At 64.3% G+C, this 21,898-nt stretch carries 21 protein-coding genes; 3 read left to right on the forward strand and 18 right to left on the reverse strand.

Annotation, left to right across the window (positions count from 1 at the left end):
- Window positions 1–269: 269 nt before the first annotated feature.
- Window positions 270–959, reverse strand: coding sequence for an L-2-amino-thiazoline-4-carboxylic acid hydrolase (locus P0R31_RS04065; protein ID WP_275512969.1), 690 nt, complete (start codon window positions 957–959; stop codon window positions 270–272).
- Window positions 960–1,005: 46 nt separating this feature from the next.
- Window positions 1,006–1,398, reverse strand: coding sequence for a RidA family protein (locus tag P0R31_RS04070; RefSeq protein WP_275512970.1), 393 nt, complete (start codon window positions 1,396–1,398; stop codon window positions 1,006–1,008).
- A gap of 128 nt (window positions 1,399–1,526) precedes the next feature.
- Here P0R31_RS04070 and P0R31_RS04075 point away from each other — a divergent pair, with 128 nt between their 5' ends.
- The gene (locus tag P0R31_RS04075) at window positions 1,527–2,153 is read left to right on the forward strand and encodes a LysR family transcriptional regulator (protein WP_275512971.1); all 627 of its coding nucleotides are present in this window, start codon (window positions 1,527–1,529) and stop codon (window positions 2,151–2,153) included.
- 54 nt (window positions 2,154–2,207) lie between these two features.
- On the opposite strand, the gene P0R31_RS04080 is transcribed toward P0R31_RS04075, so the two are convergent.
- The 8 genes from P0R31_RS04080 to mtnK form a co-directional block, all read right to left on the reverse strand.
- Window positions 2,208–3,968, reverse strand: coding sequence for a B12-binding domain-containing radical SAM protein (locus tag P0R31_RS04080; RefSeq protein WP_275512972.1), 1,761 nt, complete (start codon window positions 3,966–3,968; stop codon window positions 2,208–2,210).
- A 318-nt stretch (window positions 3,969–4,286) separates the two neighbouring features.
- Window positions 4,287–5,255 carry an ABC transporter substrate-binding protein gene (locus P0R31_RS04085; RefSeq protein ID WP_275512973.1) on the reverse strand — a complete coding sequence of 323 codons (969 nt, stop codon included), beginning with the start codon at window positions 5,253–5,255 and terminating at the stop codon, window positions 4,287–4,289.
- A 174-nt stretch (window positions 5,256–5,429) separates the two neighbouring features.
- A complete protein-coding gene (locus tag P0R31_RS04090) occupies window positions 5,430–6,458 on the reverse strand; it encodes an ABC transporter ATP-binding protein (protein WP_275512974.1) in 1,029 nt (342 codons plus the stop codon).
- Window positions 6,451–7,431: an ABC transporter ATP-binding protein gene (locus P0R31_RS04095; protein WP_275512975.1), complete on the reverse strand. Its 981-nt coding sequence runs from the start codon at window positions 7,429–7,431 to the stop codon at window positions 6,451–6,453. Before P0R31_RS04095 ends, P0R31_RS04090 begins: the two co-directional genes overlap by 8 nt.
- Complete coding sequence (locus P0R31_RS04100; RefSeq protein ID WP_128265630.1) at window positions 7,428–8,249, reverse strand: ABC transporter permease; 822 nt, start codon at window positions 8,247–8,249, stop codon at window positions 7,428–7,430. The genes P0R31_RS04095 and P0R31_RS04100 overlap by 4 nt, the downstream gene beginning before the upstream one ends.
- Window positions 8,246–9,169, reverse strand: coding sequence for an ABC transporter permease (locus P0R31_RS04105; protein ID WP_128265629.1), 924 nt, complete (start codon window positions 9,167–9,169; stop codon window positions 8,246–8,248). Before P0R31_RS04105 ends, P0R31_RS04100 begins: the two co-directional genes overlap by 4 nt.
- Window positions 9,170–9,224: 55 nt before the next feature.
- Window positions 9,225–10,814, reverse strand: a complete 1,590-nt coding sequence (locus tag P0R31_RS04110) for an ABC transporter substrate-binding protein (protein ID WP_430516795.1) — start codon at window positions 10,812–10,814, stop codon at window positions 9,225–9,227.
- Between the two features lie 148 nt (window positions 10,815–10,962).
- Window positions 10,963–12,243 (reverse strand): S-methyl-5-thioribose kinase, encoded by a 1,281-nt coding sequence (gene mtnK, locus P0R31_RS04115; protein WP_275512976.1) that lies wholly within the window; start codon window positions 12,241–12,243, stop codon window positions 10,963–10,965.
- A 273-nt stretch (window positions 12,244–12,516) separates the two neighbouring features.
- Between mtnK and P0R31_RS04120 the strand changes: the two genes are divergently transcribed.
- Both P0R31_RS04120 and P0R31_RS04125 read left to right on the forward strand, forming a co-directional pair.
- Window positions 12,517–12,966: a YidB family protein gene (locus P0R31_RS04120; protein WP_275512977.1), complete on the forward strand. Its 450-nt coding sequence runs from the start codon at window positions 12,517–12,519 to the stop codon at window positions 12,964–12,966.
- A 32-nt stretch (window positions 12,967–12,998) separates the two neighbouring features.
- The gene (locus P0R31_RS04125; protein ID WP_275512978.1) at window positions 12,999–13,262 is read left to right on the forward strand and encodes a GlsB/YeaQ/YmgE family stress response membrane protein; all 264 of its coding nucleotides are present in this window, start codon (window positions 12,999–13,001) and stop codon (window positions 13,260–13,262) included.
- Window positions 13,263–13,276: 14 nt separating this feature from the next.
- Here P0R31_RS04125 and P0R31_RS04130 read toward each other — a convergent pair whose 3' ends face one another.
- From P0R31_RS04130 to nuoL, 8 genes are read right to left on the reverse strand one after another with little or no spacing between them, the layout of a single operon-like run.
- Window positions 13,277–13,624, reverse strand: coding sequence for a hypothetical protein (locus P0R31_RS04130; RefSeq protein WP_275512979.1), 348 nt, complete (start codon window positions 13,622–13,624; stop codon window positions 13,277–13,279).
- Between the two features lie 30 nt (window positions 13,625–13,654).
- Complete coding sequence (locus P0R31_RS04135; RefSeq protein ID WP_275512980.1) at window positions 13,655–13,930, reverse strand: DUF1467 family protein; 276 nt, start codon at window positions 13,928–13,930, stop codon at window positions 13,655–13,657.
- Between the two features lie 9 nt (window positions 13,931–13,939).
- A complete protein-coding gene (mce, locus tag P0R31_RS04140) occupies window positions 13,940–14,344 on the reverse strand; it encodes a methylmalonyl-CoA epimerase (protein ID WP_157283560.1) in 405 nt (134 codons plus the stop codon).
- Between the two features lie 10 nt (window positions 14,345–14,354).
- Window positions 14,355–16,025 (reverse strand): ribonuclease J, encoded by a 1,671-nt coding sequence (locus P0R31_RS04145; RefSeq protein ID WP_275512981.1) that lies wholly within the window; start codon window positions 16,023–16,025, stop codon window positions 14,355–14,357.
- Window positions 16,025–16,831: a biotin--[acetyl-CoA-carboxylase] ligase gene (locus P0R31_RS04150; protein ID WP_275512982.1), complete on the reverse strand. Its 807-nt coding sequence runs from the start codon at window positions 16,829–16,831 to the stop codon at window positions 16,025–16,027. Before P0R31_RS04150 ends, P0R31_RS04145 begins: the two co-directional genes overlap by 1 nt.
- A gap of 1 nt (window position 16,832) precedes the next feature.
- Window positions 16,833–18,269: an NADH-quinone oxidoreductase subunit NuoN gene (gene nuoN, locus P0R31_RS04155; protein WP_275512983.1), complete on the reverse strand. Its 1,437-nt coding sequence runs from the start codon at window positions 18,267–18,269 to the stop codon at window positions 16,833–16,835.
- A gap of 22 nt (window positions 18,270–18,291) precedes the next feature.
- On the reverse strand, window positions 18,292–19,800 hold the full coding sequence (locus P0R31_RS04160) for an NADH-quinone oxidoreductase subunit M (protein WP_275512984.1): 1,509 nt from the start codon (window positions 19,798–19,800) through the stop codon (window positions 18,292–18,294).
- Complete coding sequence (gene nuoL / locus P0R31_RS04165) at window positions 19,801–21,891, reverse strand: NADH-quinone oxidoreductase subunit L (RefSeq protein ID WP_275512985.1); 2,091 nt, start codon at window positions 21,889–21,891, stop codon at window positions 19,801–19,803. It lies immediately after the preceding gene.
- Between the last annotated feature and the right edge of the window lie 7 nt (window positions 21,892–21,898).

The raw sequence follows: 21,898 nt of genomic DNA on the forward strand, positions 1-21,898 counted from the left end.
AGTTCGAAAACAACCCCATGCACAGTAGAAACTGTTGGGAAATTCGAGCGCCTGACGAACCCGCTATGGTGTGAGCGTGACCGCACGAAAAAAAACTGCGAGGCGTCGGGCAAAACAGGGGTAGATTGTCATCATCGGAAGCCGGCGTCGAAAGGCCGGTGCCCCCGTCATTTGCGAGCGCAGCGAAGCAATCCAGAGTCTTTCCGAGGAAACAGTCTGGATTGCTTCGCTACGCTCGCAATGACGACGTAGGGATCACCTGTCGCAGGTCAGCGGGTGCGGTCTAACCGCGAGAAGCGGAAATTGCAGTGGCTGGCGCCGCCGGCCAGCGTCTGGGTCCGCTCCAGGCGGATGCCTCGCGTGGCGTAGGCGACGAAGTCGAGGCCGCAGATGTTCGGCAGGATTTCCGTGTCGCCGCGGCGCGCCGCGAGCTTGCAGAAGCCGCAGGCCTTGTAGTCGATGCCGAATTCGAAAGTATCCTGCGGACCCGGCTCGACGAAATCGTAGACGAAATCTTCCGGAAACTCCGCTTGGTGAGCCTCTGTGACGCTCCTTGCCGCCTGCTCGCGCATCAAGGCTTGGTTCTCACGTGACATGAACTGACGCCCCGCGGCGAGACGCTCGGCTTCGGGAATCGACAGCAGCTGCGCCTTGTAGGTTTCCCGCTCGATCTCGCCGATGACCGGCACCGGAACGCCGTGGCGCCGCAGCACCCGACTGACGGCCATGAAGCCGGTCAGGCGCATGAAGAAATCGCTCATGCGGCTTGCCGCGCCGCCGACATAGGGCATCTGGGTGAGGACGATCTGAAATTCGTCCATCACCTCCTGCCTGATTGCGTCGATGTCGGAGAGATGCGGGCGCTCGCGGAGCATCGCTTCGGCAAGGTCTAGTCGCTCGCGCATGGCGGCCTCCATCGCTTGCCGATGCGTCTGGTAGAACGGATGGATCTCAGCCATTGGACACCCGATATGATTGGCTCATTGCAACATCGACGACGCCGCCTCAGTCGGCGGCGATCGCCTCGATCTCGAGCAGCCATTTGCTGTCGACGGTCTCGACCACCACGACGGTCAGCGCCGGCTGGTGCTCCCCGAGCATGGCGCGGCGAATGGCGCGATTGGCGACGACTTGACTGCGGTCGGTCAGGAAGGTGGTGACCTTGACCAGGTGCTCGATGCCAAGACCTGCCGCGGCGAGCACTTCCCTGACATTGCGCCAGGCCTGCTCGCATTGCGCCTCGAAGCCATCAGGCACGGTGCCGTCGGACTTTTCAGGCACCTGGCCGCTGATGAACAGCAGGCGGCTGTGCTGCTTCAGCTCGAGTCCCATGCAGTAGCCGCCGGCGGGCGGGTGAACCGTTGCGGGATTGTGGCTGACGATGTGAGCTGGGGGCATGGCGTTTCTCCGGATTTGCGGGCCAAGCGTATCCGGCGGCATCACCCTTGCGCAAAGCATCATTGCTGCGGTTCAGCGCAAGAAAATCTATTGCAAGGGCACGGCCTGTCGGTGTCAAAGTGCACTCGATGACCTACGCCCTTCCCCCGCTCAACGCGCTCCGCGCCTTCGAAGCCGCCGCCCGACACCTCAGCTTCAAGCTGGCCGCGCACGAATTGCACGTCACGCCCGCGGCCGTAGGGCAGCAGGTGAAAGCGTTGGAGGCACGCCTCGGCGTGCAGCTGTTCGAGCGGCTGCACAAGCAGCTCATCCTGACCGAGGCCGGCCAGGCCTATCTGCCCGGGATCTCCGAAGGTTTCCGCCACATTGCCGAGGCAACCTCGCAGTTGAAGCCGTCAGGTGCCGTGCTGCTGCAATTGGGCGTCCACGGCAGTTACGACCTTCGCCGGCTCGAACTTGCGGGGTTTCGCAGCGAACATGCGGAGATCGGTTTGAGCGTGCTGCAGCCCGCCGGCCTGCACGAGCTCGTCGAGGGCAAGGTCGACCTCTTGATCGCCCGCGGCGTGAGCCGCCATCCGGGCTATCGCTGCGAGCGGATCGATGACGGATCGGGCGCAGGTGATTGGCTGGTTGCGCCAGAAGGCACGGCGGATTGTCCGGAGATCGTTAGTTTTCGCGCGTGGCTGCGCGCCCTGCCCGCGGCGAAACCGCTCGCAAATCGCCGCCCGCGCCTGGTTGGCGGTGTCGGGAGTTGACGGGGCCAAAGGTTGCGGGCCGAGGCCCATGGCTGCCGTTCAACTCGAGGCATCCTACCCCCCGGCTAACTTGTGTTTCTGTGCCTCTTCGATATGCCGCCGCTGATCGAGAAACGCCTGGCTGGACCGCGTCTTGTACAAATCCAGATTCTCGGTCTCGTCGGCCTGCAGTGTGATCGCCGCATCGACATAGGCGAGCCGGTGCGGATCCGACTTGACCTTGCGCGCCAGCCGCTGGAGGCGCAGAGCGAGCGAAGCCCATTGTACGGCCTTTACGACGGTGTCGGCGGCATAGCGGGGATAAAACGACCAGGCCGGCTCGACCGGCAGATGCGGACGGCGCTCGTCGCGGCTCTTCAGCCGCAGCACACCCCCTTCGAGCGGATGGACGCGCTCAATGGGATGGTAGCCTTTGAAATAGAGCGCGTAGGTGCCGATCTTGCCGACATTATTGCCCATCGCCGCGGCACGCCGCATCAGCGTCTCGATGTGCTCCCAGCTGTAATAGGTGTTCCAGGCGAGCTCGACGGCGCGCTCCCAGTCCGCCTTGGACATGGCGGGGTGGTCCGTCGTGACGTGGTCCAGGTCGTATTTGTTGAGATCCGAATCCATCGCGACGCCCTTCAAGTAGAGCGTCTTGTGGTCTTCCGAGCCCGGCAGCGGCGTCAGGTAGAAGAACTCCAGCATGTCGATCGGCAGCTCATGCTTGATGATCTCGATGTCGCGGACGACCGATTCCGGTGTGTCGTTGGGAAAGCCAACAATGTAGCCGCCGACGGTCATGATCCTGGCCTTCTTCCAGGCCATCATCATCTCGCGATAGTCGGTGATCTTGTTCTGCCGCTTCTTGGCGCCGAGCAGACTGTCCGGGTTGATGTTTTCGAGGCCGATGAAGCATCGCCGGACGCCGGCCTTGGCGCATTTCTCGATGAAGTTAGGCAGCTTGTGGCAGAGCGTGTCGACCTGGATCGTGAAACGGAGGTCCCAGCCCTCCTTCTCGCGCAACGCGATGATGCGGTCGAGTAAAATTTCCCAATCCTTGTTGCGCGCAAAATTGTCGTCGGTGAGAAAGAAGGCGAAGATGCCCTGAGCGACGTTGGCGCGGATCACGGCCTCGATATCGTCGGCGCTGCGGCGTCGCGACTTGCGGCCCTGCACGTTAATGATGGTACAGAACGAGCACTGGAACGGGCAGCCGCGCCCCGCGTCGAAGCTCGTGGTGTGGCCGATGACCCGTCCGATCTGCTGGCGGGGAATGATCGGCAAAGGCTGGCTCTCCAGGTGTGGCAGATCGTCGATGTAGTTGTAGAGAGGCTGCAATCGCCCGGCGACCGCATCCTGCAACAGCTCCTCGAGCCGTCCCTCGGCTTCGCCTGCGAAGACCGAAACACCGAGGTCCATCATCTCCTGAACGCCGGGATCGCGCTCCGGCAACATCGAGAGGGTGCCGGACACATGGAAGCCGCCGATCGCAACGTGGATGCCGAGCTTGCGAAACTGTCTCGCCAGATCGAGCGATCGGGGAAACTGGTTGGACTGGACCCCGACCAGCATCACCATGCCGGCATCCGCGGCCTTGATCGCGCGCGCCAGATCCGCGACGCGCACCTTCCAGTTGGTCTCATCGATGGCGTCGATCTCGATGTTGCAATCGGGCCCGAGAACCCCGCGTTCGCGACAATCGAGCGCTATGCCGTAAAGACAGGCTAGCGAATTCGAAGGCAGGCCGCCGCGCCACCATCGAATGACATAGCCATCGTCGTCGTAATGTGACGGCTTGATCAGAACAAGCCGAAAAGTCTTGTCCTTCCTCATGAGCTACGAGTAGCTTGATCTCGGTCAAAGGCCAACTGGTTTCCGTCAGCTCTTCGCAAAAGACGACGAACTGTGGCACGAAAACATCCGGTCAGCTAACCGCAGACGGCGCTATAGCATGTTCGGCACAAATGGGGCTGCGTAGTCGCCAGCTAGTGCGCAAGGCGTCCGCTCCGGGTCACGTGCGATAATGATCTGATTGATCACAAGATTCCGCGTGCCCTAAACCCGCGCCGAGCGCTGCTGCGGTCCACGATGCTCCTGATAGCCGCGCAGAAGCCGCCCTCGCGGGACGTCAAAGTTGGGCCAACAGCGACATCATTCGATCACCTCGTCAGCTTGGGCGAGCAAGGTGGGCGGCACGGTAAGGCCAAGGGCGTTCGCAGTCCTGCGATTAATGACAAGCTCGAACGTGGTTGGTTGCTCGACGGGAAGATCGGCAGGCTTGGCACCCTTCAGGATCTTGTCCACGTAGGTGGCGGCGCGTCGGAACAAGACGACGAAGCTCGCACCGAACGACATCAGGCCTCCATCCTTCGGAAACTCGCGAAGTCCGTACACGGCCGGAAGTCGGTGAGCGGCAGCGAGAACAATGATGCGGGGTCTATGCACAATGGTCAGAACGTCATCGAAGACGATGAGAGCTTGGGCGTTGCCTCCCATGGCTGCGGCGAACGCCGCATCAAAATCCTCCGGCTTTCCCACTTCGAGAGGCTGCAGCTCTACGCCCAGAGTGCGTGCCGCCGCCTCGGCGGTCCGCCAGAAGATGGCGTGGATGGCAACTGCCGCGTTCTTCATCACCGCTACCCGGACCAAGCCTGGTACCATCTCCTTCAGCAATTGCAGGCGTTTTGCAATCATTGCCTCATTGAAATAGCTCAGCCCCGTCACGTTTTCTCCGGGTCGCGCCAAACTTTCCACGAGACTAAGTCCAACCGGATCGGCCGCAACCATAACAATGGGGATTGTTTGAGTAGCCTTCTTGGCCGCTATCGCAGCGACGCTGTTGCCTGCCACCAGCACATCCGATTTGAGACGGATAAGCTCGGACACCAACTCGGGAAGCCGCTCGACACGTCCCTCGGCCCAGCGCACCTCAAGCGCGATCGATCGACCCTCGACGTACCCCAGTTCGGTAAGCCGCTGCCGGAATGCCGCGAAGATATGTCCCATCGTAGCGTCATCGGCGCCGGCAATATACCCGACCCGCCGAACCCTTGCCGGCTCCTGCGCGTCCACGACGACAGGCCATGCCGTAGCGGCCGTTGCACGGCCCAGGAGTGCCATGAACTCTCGCCGCCGCATGCTCTGCCCCGCTGACAACAAGCAGATCCTAACACAGCTATTGCCGATTGGACGTCTGTTTGGGGTTGCGTGCGGCAATGCTCTGAGCCCTGCAGCTGGCATTGCCTCATGGGTACACGCGCCAGTGGAATAGAAGCGCTTTCCCCCTTCGGCGCATCAGCCCTCTGTCGAGACTAACGCCGTCCGCCCCGCAATCTCCTCGCTGCGCCAGCACCTCACAGAATGCCCATCTGCGCGCGTCTCGAGCGTTGGCCCCGGCTCGCTCCGGCACACCACTTCCGCATGACGGCAGCGCGGGCTGAAGGCGCAGCCATTCGGCGGGTTGAGCGGATTGGGCAAGTCGCCGCCCGTCGTTGCCAGCGGAGCGTGGCGCAGCGGATCGGGGATGGCGGCGATCAGGGCCTGCGTATAGGGATGCGCCGGCCGCTCAAAAATCTCGCGCCAGTCGCCGTTCTCGACGATGCGGCCGAGATACATCACGGCGACGCGGTCGCTCATATGCTCGACGACGCCGAGGTCATGGCTGATCATGATGTAGGACAGGCCGAGCGTGTCCTTCAGCTCCAGCAGCAGATTGATGATCTGGGCGCGGATCGAGACGTCGAGCGCCGAGACCGGCTCGTCGCAGATGACGATCTTCGGGTTGAGGATCAGCGCCCGGGCGATGCCGATGCGTTGGCGCTGGCCGCCGGAGAATTCATGCGGGTAACGGTCGGCCTGCTCGGGGCGCAGGCCGACATGCCTCAGCATGGTCGCGACGCGGTCCTCAATCTCGCTTTTCGCGGTCACGCCGTGCACGCGCAGGGGATCCTCTAACGTGCGGCGAACGGTCTGGCGCGGATTGAGCGAGGCGTAGGGATCCTGAAACACGATCTGCACGATGCGGGCGAGCGCTTTCCGGTCTCCGGATTGCCGGTTCGTGACGGCCTGCCCGTCCAGCACGATGCGGCCGCGCGTCGGCGTCAGCAGGCCCAGAATGGACAATGCGACCGTCGACTTGCCGGAGCCGGATTCGCCGACGAGGCCGAGGCATTCGCCGCGCTTCAGCCTGAGGTCGACGCCGTCGACGGCGCGGAGCAGCCGACGGCCACGGCCCAGCAGGCCGCCGCCGAGCGGAAAGTGAACGGCGAGATCCTCCACGCTGAGGATCACATCGTCGTCCGCTCTCGCCTGCGGTTCATGCATGATGGTGACACCGGACGAAACCGCCCGCCTCCAGCCCATCCGTCTGCGGCGCGGTGGTTCGGCAAATATCCGTCGCCTGCGCGCAACGCGGATTGAACCGGCAGCCATCGGGGAAGCGCGTAATCGCCGGCACGACGCCCGCGATCTCCTTCAGCCTGGTGCGGCCGAGCGCAGCACGGCTGCCGAGACGCGGCAGGGAATCGACGAGGCCCTGCGTATAGGGATGGGAGGGCACTCGGAAGATGTCCGCCGAGCCGCGCTCCTCGACGATGCGGCCGGCATACATGACGGCGACGCGGCGGCACACATTGGCGACCAGGCCAAGATCGTGACTGATCATCAGGATCGCCGTTCCGCGCTCGGCGCACAGATTGCGCATCAGCTCGATGATCTCCGCCTGCACGGTGACGTCGAGCGCCGTCGTCGGCTCGTCGGCGATCAGCAGGTCCGGACCGCAGGCCAGCGCAATGGCAATCATCACGCGCTGGCGCATGCCGCCGGACAGCTGGTGCGGATAGTCCTTCACGCGCCGCTCCGGTGCGGGGACGCGGACGCTCGCGAGCGCCTCGACAGCCAGCTGGTTGGCCTCCCGCCAGCTCTTGCCCTTGTGCAGCACGAACATCTCGGCGATCTGCCGCCCCACCGGCGAGACCGGGTTCAGCGCCGTCATCGGCTCCTGGAAGATCATGGCGATGCGATTGCCGCGCAGCTGCCGTTGCCGGGCGGCGGACAGGTGCTGGATCTCCTGGCCCTGGAACCGGATGACGCCGCCGGCGATCGACAAGGGTGGCCGCAGCAGGCCGATCAAGGCGAGCGCCGTGATACTCTTGCCGCAACCGGACTCGCCGACGAGGCCGAACGTCTCGCCGCCATCGATGCGGAATGAAATGCCTTCGGCCGCCGCAACGCGCCTCGCTCCGTCATCGAGATCGATGCGGAGATCCTCGACCTCGAGCAGCGGGCTGCCTGTCATGTGCGCCGGCTCCGCGATTGCGGATCGAGGATGTCGCGCAGACCATCGCCGAGCAGATTGAGGCCGAGCACGGTGAGGAAGATGGCAAGGCCCGGGAAGATCGAAAGCCACGGCGCCGTCGTGATCTGCTCCCGCGCTTCCGACAGCATGCTGCCCCAGCTCGGAAAGGGCGGGCGGACGCCGAGGCCCAGGAACGACAATGCGGCCTCCGACAGGACCGCGCTGCCCATGCCCAGCGTGCCGATGACGACGATCGGCCCCAGCATGTTCGGCAAGAGCTGCGTGATCATGATGCGGATATCACCGTAGCCGAGCACGGTGGCCGCCTGCACATAGCCCTGGCTCCGCAGCGACAGTGCCGAGGCCCGTGCGAGGCGGCAGGTGAACGACCAATTGGTTAGTCCGAGCGCGATCAGGAGGCTGGTCAGGCCGGGACCGAGCACCGCCATGATGGCGAGCGCGAAGATCAGCGAGGGGATCGCGAGCATGAGATTGGTCAGGGCGTTGACGACATCGTCCCACCAGCCGCCGAAATAGCCGGCGCTCAGGCCGAGCGCCACGCCGATGACGCTGTTGATGAGCTGCGAGACGATGCCGACCGTCAGCGAGACGCGCGCGCCGTAGAGGACGCGGGAATAGATGTCGCGGCCCTGCGCGTCGGTGCCGAACCACCAGGTCCAGCTCGGCGGCTCCTCCGCATTCATGAGGTTGGCGTCCATCACGGGATCGGTGTGCGCCAGCCACGGCGCGAGCAGACCGACCACGATCGCCAGCGCGAACAACGCTCCGCCGATGACGAGATTGGCGCGCAGCTTCATGCGTATCTGATCCTGGGATCGATCACGCCGTAGAGCATGTCGATCAACAGATTGATCGCGAGAAAGAACATCACCACGACGAGGATGGAGCCCTGGACGGCGGGAATGTCGCGCTGGAGCACGCTGTCGACCAGCAGCGAGCCGATGCCCGGCCAGGAGAACAATTTCTCGACCACGACCGCCTGCCCCATCAGCGCGCCGAACTGCAGGCCCATGGTCGTCAGGATGAGGACGAGCGCATTGCGCATCACGTGCCACTTGACGACCCTGGTCTCGCTCATGCCCTTCGAGCGCGCGGTGCGGACGAAATCCGCGGTCATGATCTCGAGCACCGCGGCGCGCGTCGTCCGCGCCAGCAGCGCCATCGGCGAGACGCCGAGCGTCACGGCGGGCAGGATCAGGTATTTGAGGCTGCCGTCACCGTAGCCGAAACTCGGCAGCCAGCCGAGCTTGAGTGCAAACAGGTACATCAAGAGCAGCCCGAGCCAGAACTTGGCCAGCGACAGGCCCGACACCGCCAGCATCATCGAGACGGTGTCGACGAGGCTGCCCGGCCGCAAGGCCGCGACGAAGCCGAGCGGCACGCCGAGCAGGATCGCAAACGCCATGGAGGCGAAGATCAGCTGCAGCGTCGGCCAGGCCCGCTTGGCGATCATGGTCGTGACAGGCTCACGGGTCCGGAACGAGGTTCCGAAATCGCCGGTCGCGAGCCCGGCGATGTAGGTGCCGAAACGCATATAGACGGGCTGATCGAGGCCGAGCTGCTTCTTCATGCGCAGCTCGACCTGCGGATCGCTGTCGTCGCTCATGCTCGAGACGATGCTGCCGGGAACGACGCTGAACAGCACGAACACCAGCAGCACCACGGCGAGCACGGTCGGAATGGTCTGCAGGACGCGGCGGATCAGGAACGCGAGCATCTCAAACTTTTCCCCGCTCCCTCCCTCGCCCGTCGCGCCGGAGGGAGCGCGCGTGTCACTTCGCGGGCGAGGTCTCGTCGACCCAGAGGTCCTCGACGTTCTGGTGGGTCAGCTCCGTCGCGTTGAGCTGAATTCCCTTGAGCCAGGGCTGCACCGCCATGACCGCCTTGTTGTAGTTGAAGAACCAGACCGGGGCCTCCTCGTAGAGCAGCGCATTGGCCTTCTGCAGCAACTGGATGCGCTTGGCCATGTCGTCCGTCTGGCCGGCCTCATCGAGGATCTTGTCGAAGTCGGGATTCTTGTAGGTCGTGTAGTTACAGGCCGCCTGCGGCGTCGCCGAATGGAAGCATTTCAGCGCGGCCTGAGGATCCGGGCCGCTTGCCTGGGAATAGATGAAGGCCTGGTAGTCGCCGGTGCGGACCACCTCGGCCAGCACCGCGGTCTCGACCTGCTTGACCTTGGCCTTGATGCCGACCTTGTCCAGCATCGGAATGACGGCCGAGACGATCGGCAGGCCCCAGCTTTCATTCTGGCTGGTGGTCCATTCGAACTCGAAGCCGGATGCGTAGCCGGCCTCGGTGAGCAATTGCTTGGCCTTGGCGGGATCGAAGGGGTAAGGCTTCATCGCCTTGTCGTAGGCCGGCGAGGTCAGCGGCAGCCAGCTGGTGGCGCGGTAGGCCTTGCCCTTGACCAGCTTGTTGATGATCAAATCGGTATCGATGGCGTAATTGATCGCCTGCCTCACGCGCTTGTCGGAGAACGGCTTGACCGCGGGATTCATGCCCATGTAGCGCGTGAACACCTCGGCGACCTCGACGATGGTGCCCTTGAGGTCGGCATCGGACTGGTAGGCGACGTACTGCGCAGGTCCCAGCACCGAGGTGTCGATCTCCTTGTTGCGGAAGGCGACGTCGCGCGCCGCGGCCTCGCCCATCACCGACACCACGATCTTGTCGGCATAGGGCTTGCCGGGCTTGTAGAACCGGTCCCAGCGCTCCAGGACGATGCGCGATCCCGGCACGTGCTCCACGAACTTGAACGGACCGAGACCGATCGGCTTCTGGATGAAGCTTTCCTTGGCGGCCTCGTCGGCGGGATAGATCGAGGTCAGCGCGGTGAAGAAGTAGAAGCCGGGATCAACCTTCTCGGTCAGCTTCATCTCGATGGTGAAGTCGTCGATCTTCTTCAGGCCGGAGATCTCCTTGGCCTGGCCTTTCTCGACTGCGGCTGCGCCCTCGATCACGCGGACGTAACGCGCGCCGGGATAGGCTTTGCTGCCGTCCATGATGCGGTTGTAGGACCAGATGATGTCGTCGGCGGTCATCTTGCGGCCGCTGTGGAAATAGGCGTCGTCGCGCAGCTTGAAGGTGTGAACGAGGCCTCCGCCCGAGACCACGTCCTCCTTGGCGAGTTCCAGCACCGGCTTTCCTTCCGCCGAATTCCAGATGTAGAGCGAGCGGTGCAGGGCCTTGGCGTAGATCTCGTCCTGGGCGCGCTGCGTGGTGTGAATGTCGAGGCTGGTGAAGCTCGATCCGTAGGGCGCCGTCATGCGGATGGTTCCGCCCTTGCGCGGCGTCTGCGCCTCGGCTGTGGCGGCGAGCGCCAGTCCCAAACCGGCAACGATCGCGATGGTCTTGAACATCATGTGTCCCCCCGACGCAGGCGTATTCCGATGAGTGATTTGATCATTCGTCGCCTGCCGAAAGCAAGCTTCGTTTTGACGGCAAATGATGCCGGTTCCTGAGGCACTCCTTCGGAGGGGCCTTTGACGCGGTGCGCCATCGGACGACCTGTCAGCCCGACAATTCCGGCATCCAGTCCCGCAGTTTTCGCGCGGCGCCGGTGACGTCGGCGATCGAAGGGAACGCTCCCGTCTCCACCATCATCGCCCTCGCCAGCCGCACGGCACGAGCCTCGCTAACCGCGCGCTTCTTTGCATCCTCGATCAGCTCGAAATCGATGTTGTGGGCGAGACCGAAGATGCGTCGGATGATTTTTGCGGCGGCGAATCCGACCGCATCACTGAACAGGCGCTGCCTGTAGGCCTGCCGCTCGGCCTCCAGCCGCGCCGCCCCCTTCTCGCCGGGAAAGAGCGACGGCGGATAGGCATCGCCGGTGCCTCCCGCCCGCCAGAGATCGAGGAACTTTCGGGCGAACTCTGTCCAGACCTGCTCGACCGTCTCCAGCACCCAGGCCTCGAATGCCGCCCGGTCGCCCGGCGCGCGCTCGTGGCCGGCGGAAGCGAAATAGGCCATCAGGAGATTGGCCAGCACGGCGCCGACGTCGAAGCCCATGGGACCATAGAATGCGAACTCCGGGTCGATCACCCGCGTCTGGCCGTCCGTGACCATGATCGAGCCGGTGTGGAGGTCGCCATGGATCAGCGCTTCCGGGCTCGCCATGAATTTCAGCTTCAGCCGGGAGACCGCGACGTGCAGCTCCAAATCCTCGCGCAGGCTCGCGGCGAGGCCGTCGAGATAGGGCGCGGTCCAACGGTTCTGCTCGGCGATGCGGTAGGGATCGGTGAAGATCAGGTCCTCGGTGATCTTGCAGAGCGCGTGGTTGCCGGCAAACGCCGCGATGGCCTCCTTCTTCTCGGCCGCTGATAGCGCGAGGTCGGAGGTGAAGAACAGCGTCCGCGCCATGAAGGTCGTGATGTCGTCGACGAAACGCGGATAGCGCGTTGCCGCGACCAGGCCCTTTCGCATGATGATGTGGGGCTCGAGCAGCTCCATCACGGTCAGCGCCAGGGCTTCGTTGTGATGCAGCACGGCCGGCACCAGGCCAGGCGCGAGCTGGGCCTGGCGGGACAGCGCGAGATACTCGTAATGGGCGCGCGACAGCGGCAAGGGCCAGCTCTCGCCGACGAGGCGGACGTAAGGCAGGGCCTGCTTCACGGCGACGCCGCCGCGCGCGCCCTTGACGATGAAGACGAGGTTGAGGTTGCCGTCGCCGACCTCGGTGATCGCCCAGGACGCCGGCTCGCCGCCGAGCAGTCCCTTCAGGTCCGGCAGGCCCGCGAGATAGGCCCGCAGATCGGCCTCATGCAGAATCCGGTAGTCCCCCTGCCCCATGACGATCCCATCCCATGCTTGGCATGGCCGGATCGCTACTCCCGCTCCAGGAAGCTCGAGCCGATCCCGGCCATTGTTTTGATCGGATCCTAGTCGCAATCAACGCGGTCTGCCACCTGGTGCGTTGTCGTGCCGGCGCGCGGAACATGACGCAGGGTTATCGGCATCGGGCAACCGGCTGGGACGCTTGGTCGCGAGCTCCGATTGGCCGATTGAGGAACCCAAGCAGGCTGAGCCGGTTTTGGGTTTCTGACCTTCTATAAGGAGCTAGCGATGAGCCGCGGAATGCCCTCCATGACTGCCCTGCTGGCGATGCTGGCCATCGCCGGCTATCAGAATCGCGACAAACTGGCTGAGCTGCTGAAAGGCGCTGGGAGCGGCTCGTCCACCGCCGGCCAGCAACCGCTCGGAGGCGTGCTCGGCAATCTCGGCGGCATGCTCGGCGCAGGCGGAATCGGGGGCCTGCTCAATGGCGGGATTGGCGAGCTCCTGGAGAGATTCAACCAGAATGGGCAGGGCGAGATCGCCGATTCATGGGTGAAGCCGGGCCCCAACAAGGAAATCTCCCCGCCTGAGCTCAAGCAAGCCATCGGCAGCGACGTCCTTGAGAAGCTCGCGCAGCAGACCGGGCTTTCTCAGGACGAGATCATCACACGGCTATCCCGAGAGCTTCCGACTGCCATCGACAAATACACGCCGGATGGACGTTTGCCCAACGCCTAGCTGCAACGGCTCAACTCAGAAGAGGTGTACATATGAGCCTTCTTTGGACTATCATCATTGGCTTTCTCGCCGGCGTGATTGCCAAGTTCATCATGCCGGGCGACAACGAACCTTCAGGGTTCATCCTGACGACCATCCTCGGCATCGTCGGCGCCTTCGTCGCTTCCTATCTCGGGCAAGCGCTGGGCTGGTATCGCCCTGGCGAGGGTGCGGGCCTGATCGGCGCCGTGGTCGGCGCGATCATCGTGCTGTTCGTTTACGGTCTCGTCGCTGGCCGGCAGCGCCGCGCGATCTAAGTTCGCCCGGATCGCTACTCCCGCTCCAGGAAGCTCGAGCCGATCCCGGCCGTTCTCTTGACCGGATCGTAGTCGCAATAGACGCTGTCCGCGACCAGCGTGTAGCTGGCGCTGACCGTGTATTTGTCCGTCTTGACCGAGTTCAGGCCGATCACCGAGGTGCTCTTGCCACCGTTCCATTTGAACGGCGTCGAGCTTTTGGCCTGCTCGCAGGCCAGCACGGCCTCGTTGAAGACATAGCCCTCAACGAACGCCTTCAGGGTGCGCACCTGCACCGCCATCCGCCATTCGAAATAGCCGATGGCACCGAGCCCTGCGACGATCAGCACCAGAAGCGCAATGACGATACGCTGAAATGTCATTTTTGACCCCATAACAACGCCAATCAAAACTTAAAATGGCATTCCCATCATCTTCGACAGGCGCTCGATCGAGAGATAGCCGGCATGATAGGCCGCAAGGCCAATGCCGAACACGATTGCCGAGATGATCGTGGTCCAGATCAGCTTGGGCCCCATGCGGGTGAGGATGGGAGCACCGGGGTCCGTGCCGGGCGCGCCAACACCGTCCTCGTGCTGGCTGCGCACGCCGAACGGCAGCGTCACGAACAGCATGACCCACCAGAGCACGAAATAGATCGCGAGCCAGGTTGAAATCTGGATGGCCATGGCGCGGCCCTATGCCTGCTCGATCTCGACCAGGGCGCCGGAAAAATCCTTGGGGTGCAGGAACAGCACCGGCTTGCCGTGGGCGCCGATCTTCGGCACGCCGTCGCCGAGCACCCTCGCGCCCTCCTTCACCAGCGTGTCGCGCGAGGCGATGATGTCGACGACCTCGTAGCAGACGTGATGGATGCCGCCGTCGGGATTGCGCTCGATGAACTTCGCGATCGGCGAGGCCTCGCCGAGCGGCTCGATGAACTCGATCTTGGTGTTGGGCAGGGTCGCGAACACGGTGGTGACACCGTGCTCGGGCAGCGGCACCGCCTCGGAAATCTGGGCGCCGAAGGCCGCACCGTAGATCTTCGCGGCCTTGACCGCGTCCCTGGTCGCGATCGCGACATGGTTGAGCCGGCCCAACATGTTCCCCTCCCTATACCGTCAGTACATGTACCAGACAGGGGGGCTTTTTGCCCCAATGTTCGTTGATCACGGCCCGGACAGCGCGTCGCACCGACTCGGCCAGAGCATCCGGATCGCGCCGCCGCGCCCTCGGCAGGCCTTCGATGGTCGACATCACGGCATCGAAGACGATGTCGTCGAAGGTCTCGCCGGCCCTGTTCTTCTCGGGGATGCCGACCAGATCGACCTCGGGTTCGTCGACCAGCTCCCCCTGGGCGGTCATGGCGATGGCGACGAAGGCGCAGCCGGAGAAAGCCATGCGGCGCCGCTCGATGACGGCACGGGACTTGGAATCCTCCAGGATCGTGCCATCCTTGTAGAGCCGGCCCGAAGGCACCTCGCCGACGATGCCGGGGTCGCCGGGGCCGAGCTTCACGAGATCGCCGTTGCGGCAAACCAGGACGCGCGGCACGCCGGCGGCGCGGGCGAGCTTGGCGTGCTCGTTGAGATGCAGGGCCTCGCCGTGGACCGGGATCAGGAGCTGCGGCTTCACCCACGAGATCATATCGCGCAATTCATCGCGGCGGGGATGGCCGGAGACGTGGACCAGCGCATCGCGGTCGGTGATGACCTCGACGCCCTGCAGCACCAGATTGTTGATGATCGAGCCGACCGCCTTCTCGTTGCCGGGAATGGTGCGCGAGGAGAAGATGACGCTGTCGCCGCGGTTCAGCGTGATTTCAGGATGGTCGTCATTGGCGATGCGGGCCAGCGCGGCGCGCGGCTCGCCCTGGCTGCCCGTGCACAGCGCCAGCACCTTGTCCTGCGGCAGGTGGCCATAGACCTCGGGCGAGCGGAAATTCTGCACGCCCTCGAGATAGCCGGTCTCGCGCGCGACCTGCACCACGCGCTCCATGGCCCGGCCGACCACGACGACCTCGCGGTCGGCGGCTTTCGCCGCGTCAGCCACCGCTTTGACGCGGGCGACGTTGGAGGCGAATGTCGTCACCGCGACGCGGCCCTTGGCGGATTTGACGAGGTCGATGATGGTTCGGGCGACCTCGGCCTCGGAGGGCGAACGGCCGTCGCGCACGGCATTGGTGGAATCGCCGATCAAGGCGAGCACGCCCTCTTCGCCCAATTCGCGCAGCCGCTTCTCGTCGGTCGGGGCTCCAAGCGTCGGGGTCGGGTCGATCTTCCAGTCGCCGGTGTGCAGCACGATGCCCGCTTCGGTGTGGATCGCGAGCGCATGCGCCTCCGGAATCGAATGCGCGACGGGAATGAACTCGACGTTGAACGGGCCGATATCGACACGGCCGCCTGAGGGCACCACGGTGACCGGAATCTCGGGCGCGTTGCGCTCGGCGGCGCATTTGGCCTCGAACAGCGCCGCGCTGAACCTGGTGGCGTAGATCGGGCATTTCAGCTTCGGCCAGAGGTCGATGATGGCGCCGAAATGATCCTCATGGGCGTGGGTCAGCACGAGGCCCATCAGGTTCTTGCGCTCCTTCTCCAGGAAGGAGATGTCTGGCATGATCAGGTCGATGCCTGGCAGATGCTCCTCGTCGCCGAAGGAGACGCCGAGGTCGACCGCGAGCCAGGCGCGCTGGTGACGGTTGCCGAGGCCGTAGATCGACAGGTTCATGCCGATCTCGCCGACTCCGCCGAGCGGCGCAAACACCAGTTCGTCGGGCCTTGCCATCAAGCAGCTCCCACGGAGGCGACGGGACCGAAGAACACCTCGCCGGCCGCCACCGGCACGAGGCGGCCCTCCGCGGTGCGGACGATCAGGCAGCCGGTGTCGTCGATCGTGTCGAAAATGCCTTCCAGCGTCGTCGTTCCCGTGTGGATCGCGACCTTCTCGCCGAGTCCTGCGGCACGCTCCAGCCAGAGCCTGCGGATCTCGGCAAAGCCGCGGCCCTTGTCCCAGATGCCGCGGAACTCGACCCAGGCATCCGACAGCGCCATGAACAGCTCCTCGGCGCTGATCTGGACGCCGAGGGCGGCCAGCGACACCGCTGGCGTCGGGGTGCCCTCGGGCGCGGCGACCACATTGGTCCCGATGCCGACCACGACGGCAAGGCCGCCACTGACCGCCTCGGCCTCGAGGCCAATGCCGACCAGCTTCTTGCCGCCGGCGAGCACGTCATTCGGCCATTTCAGGACGTAGCAGGGCCGGCCTTCGCCGAGACGGAGCGCGGCCTCGAGGCTCACCTTCTCCAGCGCCGCCGCCTCGGCCAGCCCTGCGGCAAAGCCGAGCGTGGCAGCGACGGCGGGGGCGACGTCCATGACTTCGAGAATGCTGGCGGCGAGATTGCCGCGCGGCGCGATCCAGGCGCGCTGGCGCCGGCCGCGGCCGGCGGTCTGCTCGGACGTGACGAACCACATCGGGCCGCGCTCGCCGGCCCTGGCGTGTTCGATCGCCTCGGTATTGGTCGAGCCGGTCCGCTCGAACGCCGCGAGCCTGTAGCCCGCAGCCGATGCGCGAGGACCGAGCGCGAAGGCCATCCTAGAACAACGACTTTGCCGCGGCGGAGGCGACGCTCACCACGGGCCCCGCGAACAGCGCAAACAGGATGTTGAACAGGCCAGCCACCGCCAGCACCGTCCGCACCTCGATGCGCACCGGATCGACCCGGCCGGCCGGCTCGTCGAAATACATCGTCTTGACGATCGCGAGATAATAGTAGGCGCCGACCACGCTGGTCAGCACGCCAATGACGGCGAGCGTGAACAGGTTCGCCTTGATGGCGGCGACGAAGACGTACCATTTGGCGAAGAAGCCGGCGAGCGGCGGGATGCCGGCGAGCGAGAACAGCAGCATCGCGAACATGAAGGCGAGCAGCGGATTGGTGCGCGACATGCCGGCGAAATCGCTGATCTGCTCCACGGCCTGGCCGTTGCGCTTCATGGCGAGAATGATCGAGAACGAGCCGAGCGTCATCGCGACGTAAATCACGATGTACATCAGGACGCCCTGCGCGCCCTCGACCGTGCCGGAGGCAAGACCGACCAGCGCAAAGCCCATGTGGCCGATCGAGGAATAGGCCATCAGGCGCTTGATGTTGCTCTGGCCGATGGCGGCGAAGGAGCCGAGCGCCATCGAGGCGATCGACACGAACACCAGGATCTGCTGCCACTGCGAGACGATGCCGGGGAATGCGGTCAGCGTGACGCGGGTGAAGACGGCGAGCGCGGCGACCTTCGGCGCCGAGGCGAAGAAGGCGGTGACCGGGGTCGGCGCGCCCTCGTAGACGTCAGGCGTCCACATGTGGAACGGCACCGCCGAGACCTTGAAGCAGAGACCGACGAGCAGGAAGACGAGGCCGAACACCAGGCCGACATTCGAGACCGTCGCGGCCGCGGCGATGCCGGTGAAGCTAACCGTGCCAGTGAAGCCGTAGACCAGCGACGCCCCGTACAGCAGCATGCCCGAGGACAACGCGCCGAGCACGAAGTACTTCAGGCCGGCCTCGGTCGACTTGGCGTTGTCGCGGTTCGAGGCCGCGACGACGTAGAGCGCCAGCGACATCAATTCGAGACCGAGATAGAGCGAGATCAGGTCGCCGGCCGAGATCAGCACCATCATGCCGAGGGTCGAGAGAAGCACCAGGATGGCGTATTCGAAGATGCGGCGCGACGGGTCGGACAGGAACTCGGTCGACAGGACGAGCGTCACGGCCGAGCCGATCAGGGCCAGGATCTTCATGAAGCGGGCGAAGTCGTCGACGATGAAGCTGCCGCCGAACGTCACCTGCTTGCCCGCGGGCTGCATGTAGACGAGCGCACCGACCACGATCAGGAGCACCACCGCCAGCGACGTCACGGTCCTGGTCGTCTCCTGCCCGCGATAGGCCCCGAGCATCAGAAGTGCCATGGCGCCGACCGCGAGCACGAGCTCGGGCAGCACCGGCGCCAGTTGATAACCTGCAGTCGAAAAGCTCATGGCGATATCCTGACCTGCCCGATCACTGGAGCAGTGCGGCGGCCTTCACGGCCGTCACGGCGGTATTGTAATTGTTGACGAGTTGCTGGACCGAGGCGGCCGACATGTCGAGCACCGGCTTCGGATAGACGCCGAACAGGATCGTCAGCGCGATCATCGGGAATAGAATGACGCACTCCCGCAAGGTGAGATCCTTCATGCTCGCCAGCTGCGGCTTGACCAGCGCCCCGAACACGACCTTGCGGTAGAGCCACAGCGCGTAGGCCGCCGAGAGGATCACACCGAAGCTGGCGAAGAACGCGGTCGGGATCGAGACCTTGAAGGTGCCGAGCAGCGTCATGAACTCGCCGACGAAGCCGCTGGTCCCGGGCAGACCGACATTGGCCATGGTGAACACCATGAAGGTCATCGCATAGAGCGGCATCCGGTTGACCAGGCCGCCATAGGCCGCGATCTCGCGGGTGTGCAGGCGGTCGTAGACGACGCCGACGCAGAGGAACAGCGCGCCGGAGACGATGCCGTGCGAGATCATCTGGAACACGCCGCCGGCGACGCCCTGCATGGTGCCGGCGAAGATGCCCATGGTGACGAAGCCCATATGCGCGACCGACGAGTACGCGATCAGCTTCTTCATGTCCTCCTGCATCAGCGCCACCAGCGAGGTGTAGATGATGGCGATGGCCGAGAGCGTGAACACCAGCGGCGCGAAGTCGTGCGAGGCCAGTGGGAACATCGGCAGCGAGAAGCGCAGGAAGCCGTAGCCGCCCATCTTCAGCAGGATCGCGGCGAGGACCACAGAGCCCGCGGTCGGTGCCTCGACATGCGCGTCGGGAAGCCAGGTGTGCACGGGCCACATCGGCATCTTCACCGCAAAGGACGCGAAGAAGGCGAGCCACGCCCAGGTCTGCAACGATCGCGGCACCGCGGTGTGCATCAGGGTCGGGATGTCAGTGGTGCCGCCGTTCCAGTACAGCGCCATGATCGCGAGCAGCATCAGGACCGAGCCGAGCAGCGTGTAGAGGAAGAACTTGAACGAGGCATAGACCCGGCGCGGACCGCCCCAGACGCCGATGATCAGGAACATCGGGATCAGGCCGCCCTCGAAGAACAAATAGAACAGCACGAGATCGAGCGCCGAGAAGGTGCCGATCATCAGCGTTTCCAGGATCAGGAACGCCATCATGTATTCGCGGACGCGGTTGGTGATCGCCTTCCAGCTCGCGATGATGCAGAACGGCATCACGGCGGTGGTGAGGATCACGAGCGGCAGCGAGATGCCGTCGACACCCATGTGGTAGGTGATGCCGGTGGCGAGCCAGTTCGCCTTCTCGACGAACTGGAAATCGGGATTGCCGGGGTCGAAGCGCATGACCAGGATCACCGACACCGCGAAGGTGATAAGCGTGGTCCAGAGCGCGATCCAGCGCGAATTGCGCCGCGCCGCCTCGTCGTTACCGCGGCTCAGATAGACGATCAGCGCGCCGACCAGCGGCAGGAACGTCGTGACCGAAAGAATGGGCCAGGTTGTCATTTACTGGCCTCCAAAGCCGAACATGAACCAGGTGATCAGGCCGGCGGCGCCGATCAGCATGGCGAATGCGTAGTGATAGAGATAACCGGTCTGGATCTTGACGACGTTGCGGGTGACGTCCAGCACGCGGGCGGAGACGCCGTCGGGGCCGAAGCCGTCGATGATGAAGCCGTCGCCCTTCTTCCAGAGCTGATAGCCGAGCCACTTCGCCGGACGGACGAAGATGAGGTCATAGAGCTCGTCGAAGTACCATTTGTTGAGCAGGAACTGGTACAGCATCGGCTGCGTGTTTGCGAGCTCGACCGGCAGATAGGGCCGGCGGATGTAGAACAGGTAGGAGACGAGGAAGCCCAGCACCATCATCACCGTCGGCAGGAAGGCGATGGTCTGCGGGATGTGATGCATCTCCTCGATGATGTGCGGGTTCATCTTCACGGACTCGCGGAAGAACTCCTCGACGCCGTGGCCGGCGAACAGCTCCTTGAACGGCAGGCCTGCGACGAAGGAGCCGACCGCGAGCACGCCGATCGGGATCAGGATCCAGAGCGGGGCCTCATGCGCGGCCTCGTAATGATGCTCGTCATGGGGCTCGCCGTGGAAGGTCTTGAAGATCAGGCGCCAGGAGTAGAACGAGGTCAGGCCGGCGGCGATGATCGTCATCAGGAAGCCGTACACCGCGAACGGATTGTGCGAGGCGTAGGCGGACTCGATGATCGCGTCCTTGGAGAAGTAGCCGGCGGTGAGCGGGAAGCCGGTCAGGGCCAGCGTGCCGACCACCATCACCGCATAGGTGTAGGGGATCTTCTTCCAGAGGCCGCCCATGTTGCGGATGTCCTGCTCGTGGTGCATCGCGTAGATCACCGAGCCGGAGCCTAGGAACAGCAGCGCCTTGAAGAAGGCGTGGGTGAACAGGTGGAACATGCCGACCGAATAGGCCCCCGCTCCCATCGCCACGAACATGTAGCCGAGCTGCGAACAGGTCGAATAGGCGACGATGCGCTTGATGTCGTTCTGGACGAGACCGATCGTGGCCGCGAAGAACGCGGTGGTGGCGCCGAAGAACATCACGACGGCCTGGGCGGTCGGCGCGAGCTCGAACAGCGGCGACAGGCGCGCCACCATGAACACGCCAGCGGTGACCATGGTCGCGGCGTGGATCAGCGCCGACACCGGGGTCGGGCCTTCCATCGCGTCCGGCAACCAGGTGTGCAGCAGGAACTGGGCGGACTTGCCCATCGCGCCCATGAACAGCAACAGGCAGGTCAGGGTCAGCGCGTCGGCGTGCCAGCCGAGGAAGTTGATGGTCTTGCCGGTGAGGCCGGGCGCGGCGTGGAAGATGGTCTCGAAGTCGGTCGAGCCGACCAGCATGAAGACCGCGAAGATGCCGAGCGCGAAGCCGAAGTCGCCGACGCGGTTGACCACGAAGGCCTTGATGGCGGCGGCATTCGCCGAGGGCTTCTGGTACCAGAAGCCGATCAAGAGATAGCTGGCGAGACCGACGCCTTCCCAGCCGAAGAACAGCTGCACCAAATTGTCGGCCGTCACCAGCATCAGCATGGCGAAGGTGAACAGCGAGAGATAGCCGAAGAAGCGCGGCCGGTTCGGGTCCTCGTCCATGTAGCCGATGGAATAGAGGTGCACGAGCGAGGAGACGGTCGTCACCACCACCAGCATCACCGCCGTGAGCGTGTCGACGCGCAGCGTCCACCAGACCTGGAGATCGCCGGAGAAGATCCAGGGCAAGAGCTGGATCCTGTAATCGTGATGCATGAAGCCGACGTCGACCAGCGTCATCCAGGACAGGGCCGCCGAAACGAACAGCAGCCCGGTGGTGATCAGCTCGGCCGCGCGCGAGCCCGCCGCCGGCGGCTCGGTCGGGCCGTGGGCGTGATCGTCGTCGTGATGGCTCTCGTGGATGACGGAGGCATCCTCGTTGATCTTGTCGGACGCATGGGCATGCGCGCCATGGCCGTGGTCGCCGTGATGATCGAGCTCGTCGCCCGAGGGGTTGCGGGCATGGGCGCCGAACAGCGCGATCAGGCCAGCCAGAATGGCGCCCAGCAGAGGCAGAAAAACGATCGCCTGAACCATTGGAGAG

Source organism: Bradyrhizobium yuanmingense, from assembly GCF_029167105.1.
Taxonomy (GTDB): Bacteria; Pseudomonadota; Alphaproteobacteria; order Rhizobiales; family Xanthobacteraceae; genus Bradyrhizobium; species Bradyrhizobium yuanmingense_A.

What these genes read in the sequence shown, in the direction of transcription:
- P0R31_RS04065 (WP_275512969.1), bottom strand. Translation starts at nt 959, where the DNA reads ATGGCTGAGATCCATCCGTTCTACCAGACGCATCGGCAAGCGATGGAG.
- P0R31_RS04070 (WP_275512970.1), bottom strand. Translation starts at nt 1,398, where the DNA reads ATGCCCCCAGCTCACATCGTCAGCCACAATCCCGCAACGGTTCACCCG.
- P0R31_RS04075 (WP_275512971.1), top strand. Translation starts at nt 1,527, where the DNA reads ATGACCTACGCCCTTCCCCCGCTCAACGCGCTCCGCGCCTTCGAAGCC.
- P0R31_RS04080 (WP_275512972.1), bottom strand. Translation starts at nt 3,968, where the DNA reads ATGAGGAAGGACAAGACTTTTCGGCTTGTTCTGATCAAGCCGTCACAT.
- P0R31_RS04085 (WP_275512973.1), bottom strand. Translation starts at nt 5,255, where the DNA reads ATGGCACTCCTGGGCCGTGCAACGGCCGCTACGGCATGGCCTGTCGTC.
- P0R31_RS04090 (WP_275512974.1), bottom strand. Translation starts at nt 6,458, where the DNA reads ATGCATGAACCGCAGGCGAGAGCGGACGACGATGTGATCCTCAGCGTG.
- P0R31_RS04095 (WP_275512975.1), bottom strand. Translation starts at nt 7,431, where the DNA reads ATGACAGGCAGCCCGCTGCTCGAGGTCGAGGATCTCCGCATCGATCTC.
- P0R31_RS04100 (WP_128265630.1), bottom strand. Translation starts at nt 8,249, where the DNA reads ATGAAGCTGCGCGCCAATCTCGTCATCGGCGGAGCGTTGTTCGCGCTG.
- P0R31_RS04105 (WP_128265629.1), bottom strand. Translation starts at nt 9,169, where the DNA reads ATGCTCGCGTTCCTGATCCGCCGCGTCCTGCAGACCATTCCGACCGTG.
- P0R31_RS04110 (WP_430516795.1), bottom strand. Translation starts at nt 10,814, where the DNA reads ATGATGTTCAAGACCATCGCGATCGTTGCCGGTTTGGGACTGGCGCTC.
- mtnK (WP_275512976.1), bottom strand. Translation starts at nt 12,243, where the DNA reads ATGGGGCAGGGGGACTACCGGATTCTGCATGAGGCCGATCTGCGGGCC.
- P0R31_RS04120 (WP_275512977.1), top strand. Translation starts at nt 12,517, where the DNA reads ATGAGCCGCGGAATGCCCTCCATGACTGCCCTGCTGGCGATGCTGGCC.
- P0R31_RS04125 (WP_275512978.1), top strand. Translation starts at nt 12,999, where the DNA reads ATGAGCCTTCTTTGGACTATCATCATTGGCTTTCTCGCCGGCGTGATT.
- P0R31_RS04130 (WP_275512979.1), bottom strand. Translation starts at nt 13,624, where the DNA reads ATGACATTTCAGCGTATCGTCATTGCGCTTCTGGTGCTGATCGTCGCA.
- P0R31_RS04135 (WP_275512980.1), bottom strand. Translation starts at nt 13,930, where the DNA reads ATGGCCATCCAGATTTCAACCTGGCTCGCGATCTATTTCGTGCTCTGG.
- mce (WP_157283560.1), bottom strand. Translation starts at nt 14,344, where the DNA reads ATGTTGGGCCGGCTCAACCATGTCGCGATCGCGACCAGGGACGCGGTC.
- P0R31_RS04145 (WP_275512981.1), bottom strand. Translation starts at nt 16,025, where the DNA reads ATGGCAAGGCCCGACGAACTGGTGTTTGCGCCGCTCGGCGGAGTCGGC.
- P0R31_RS04150 (WP_275512982.1), bottom strand. Translation starts at nt 16,831, where the DNA reads ATGGCCTTCGCGCTCGGTCCTCGCGCATCGGCTGCGGGCTACAGGCTC.
- nuoN (WP_275512983.1), bottom strand. Translation starts at nt 18,269, where the DNA reads ATGAGCTTTTCGACTGCAGGTTATCAACTGGCGCCGGTGCTGCCCGAG.
- P0R31_RS04160 (WP_275512984.1), bottom strand. Translation starts at nt 19,800, where the DNA reads ATGACAACCTGGCCCATTCTTTCGGTCACGACGTTCCTGCCGCTGGTC.
- nuoL (WP_275512985.1), bottom strand. Translation starts at nt 21,891, where the DNA reads ATGGTTCAGGCGATCGTTTTTCTGCCTCTGCTGGGCGCCATTCTGGCT.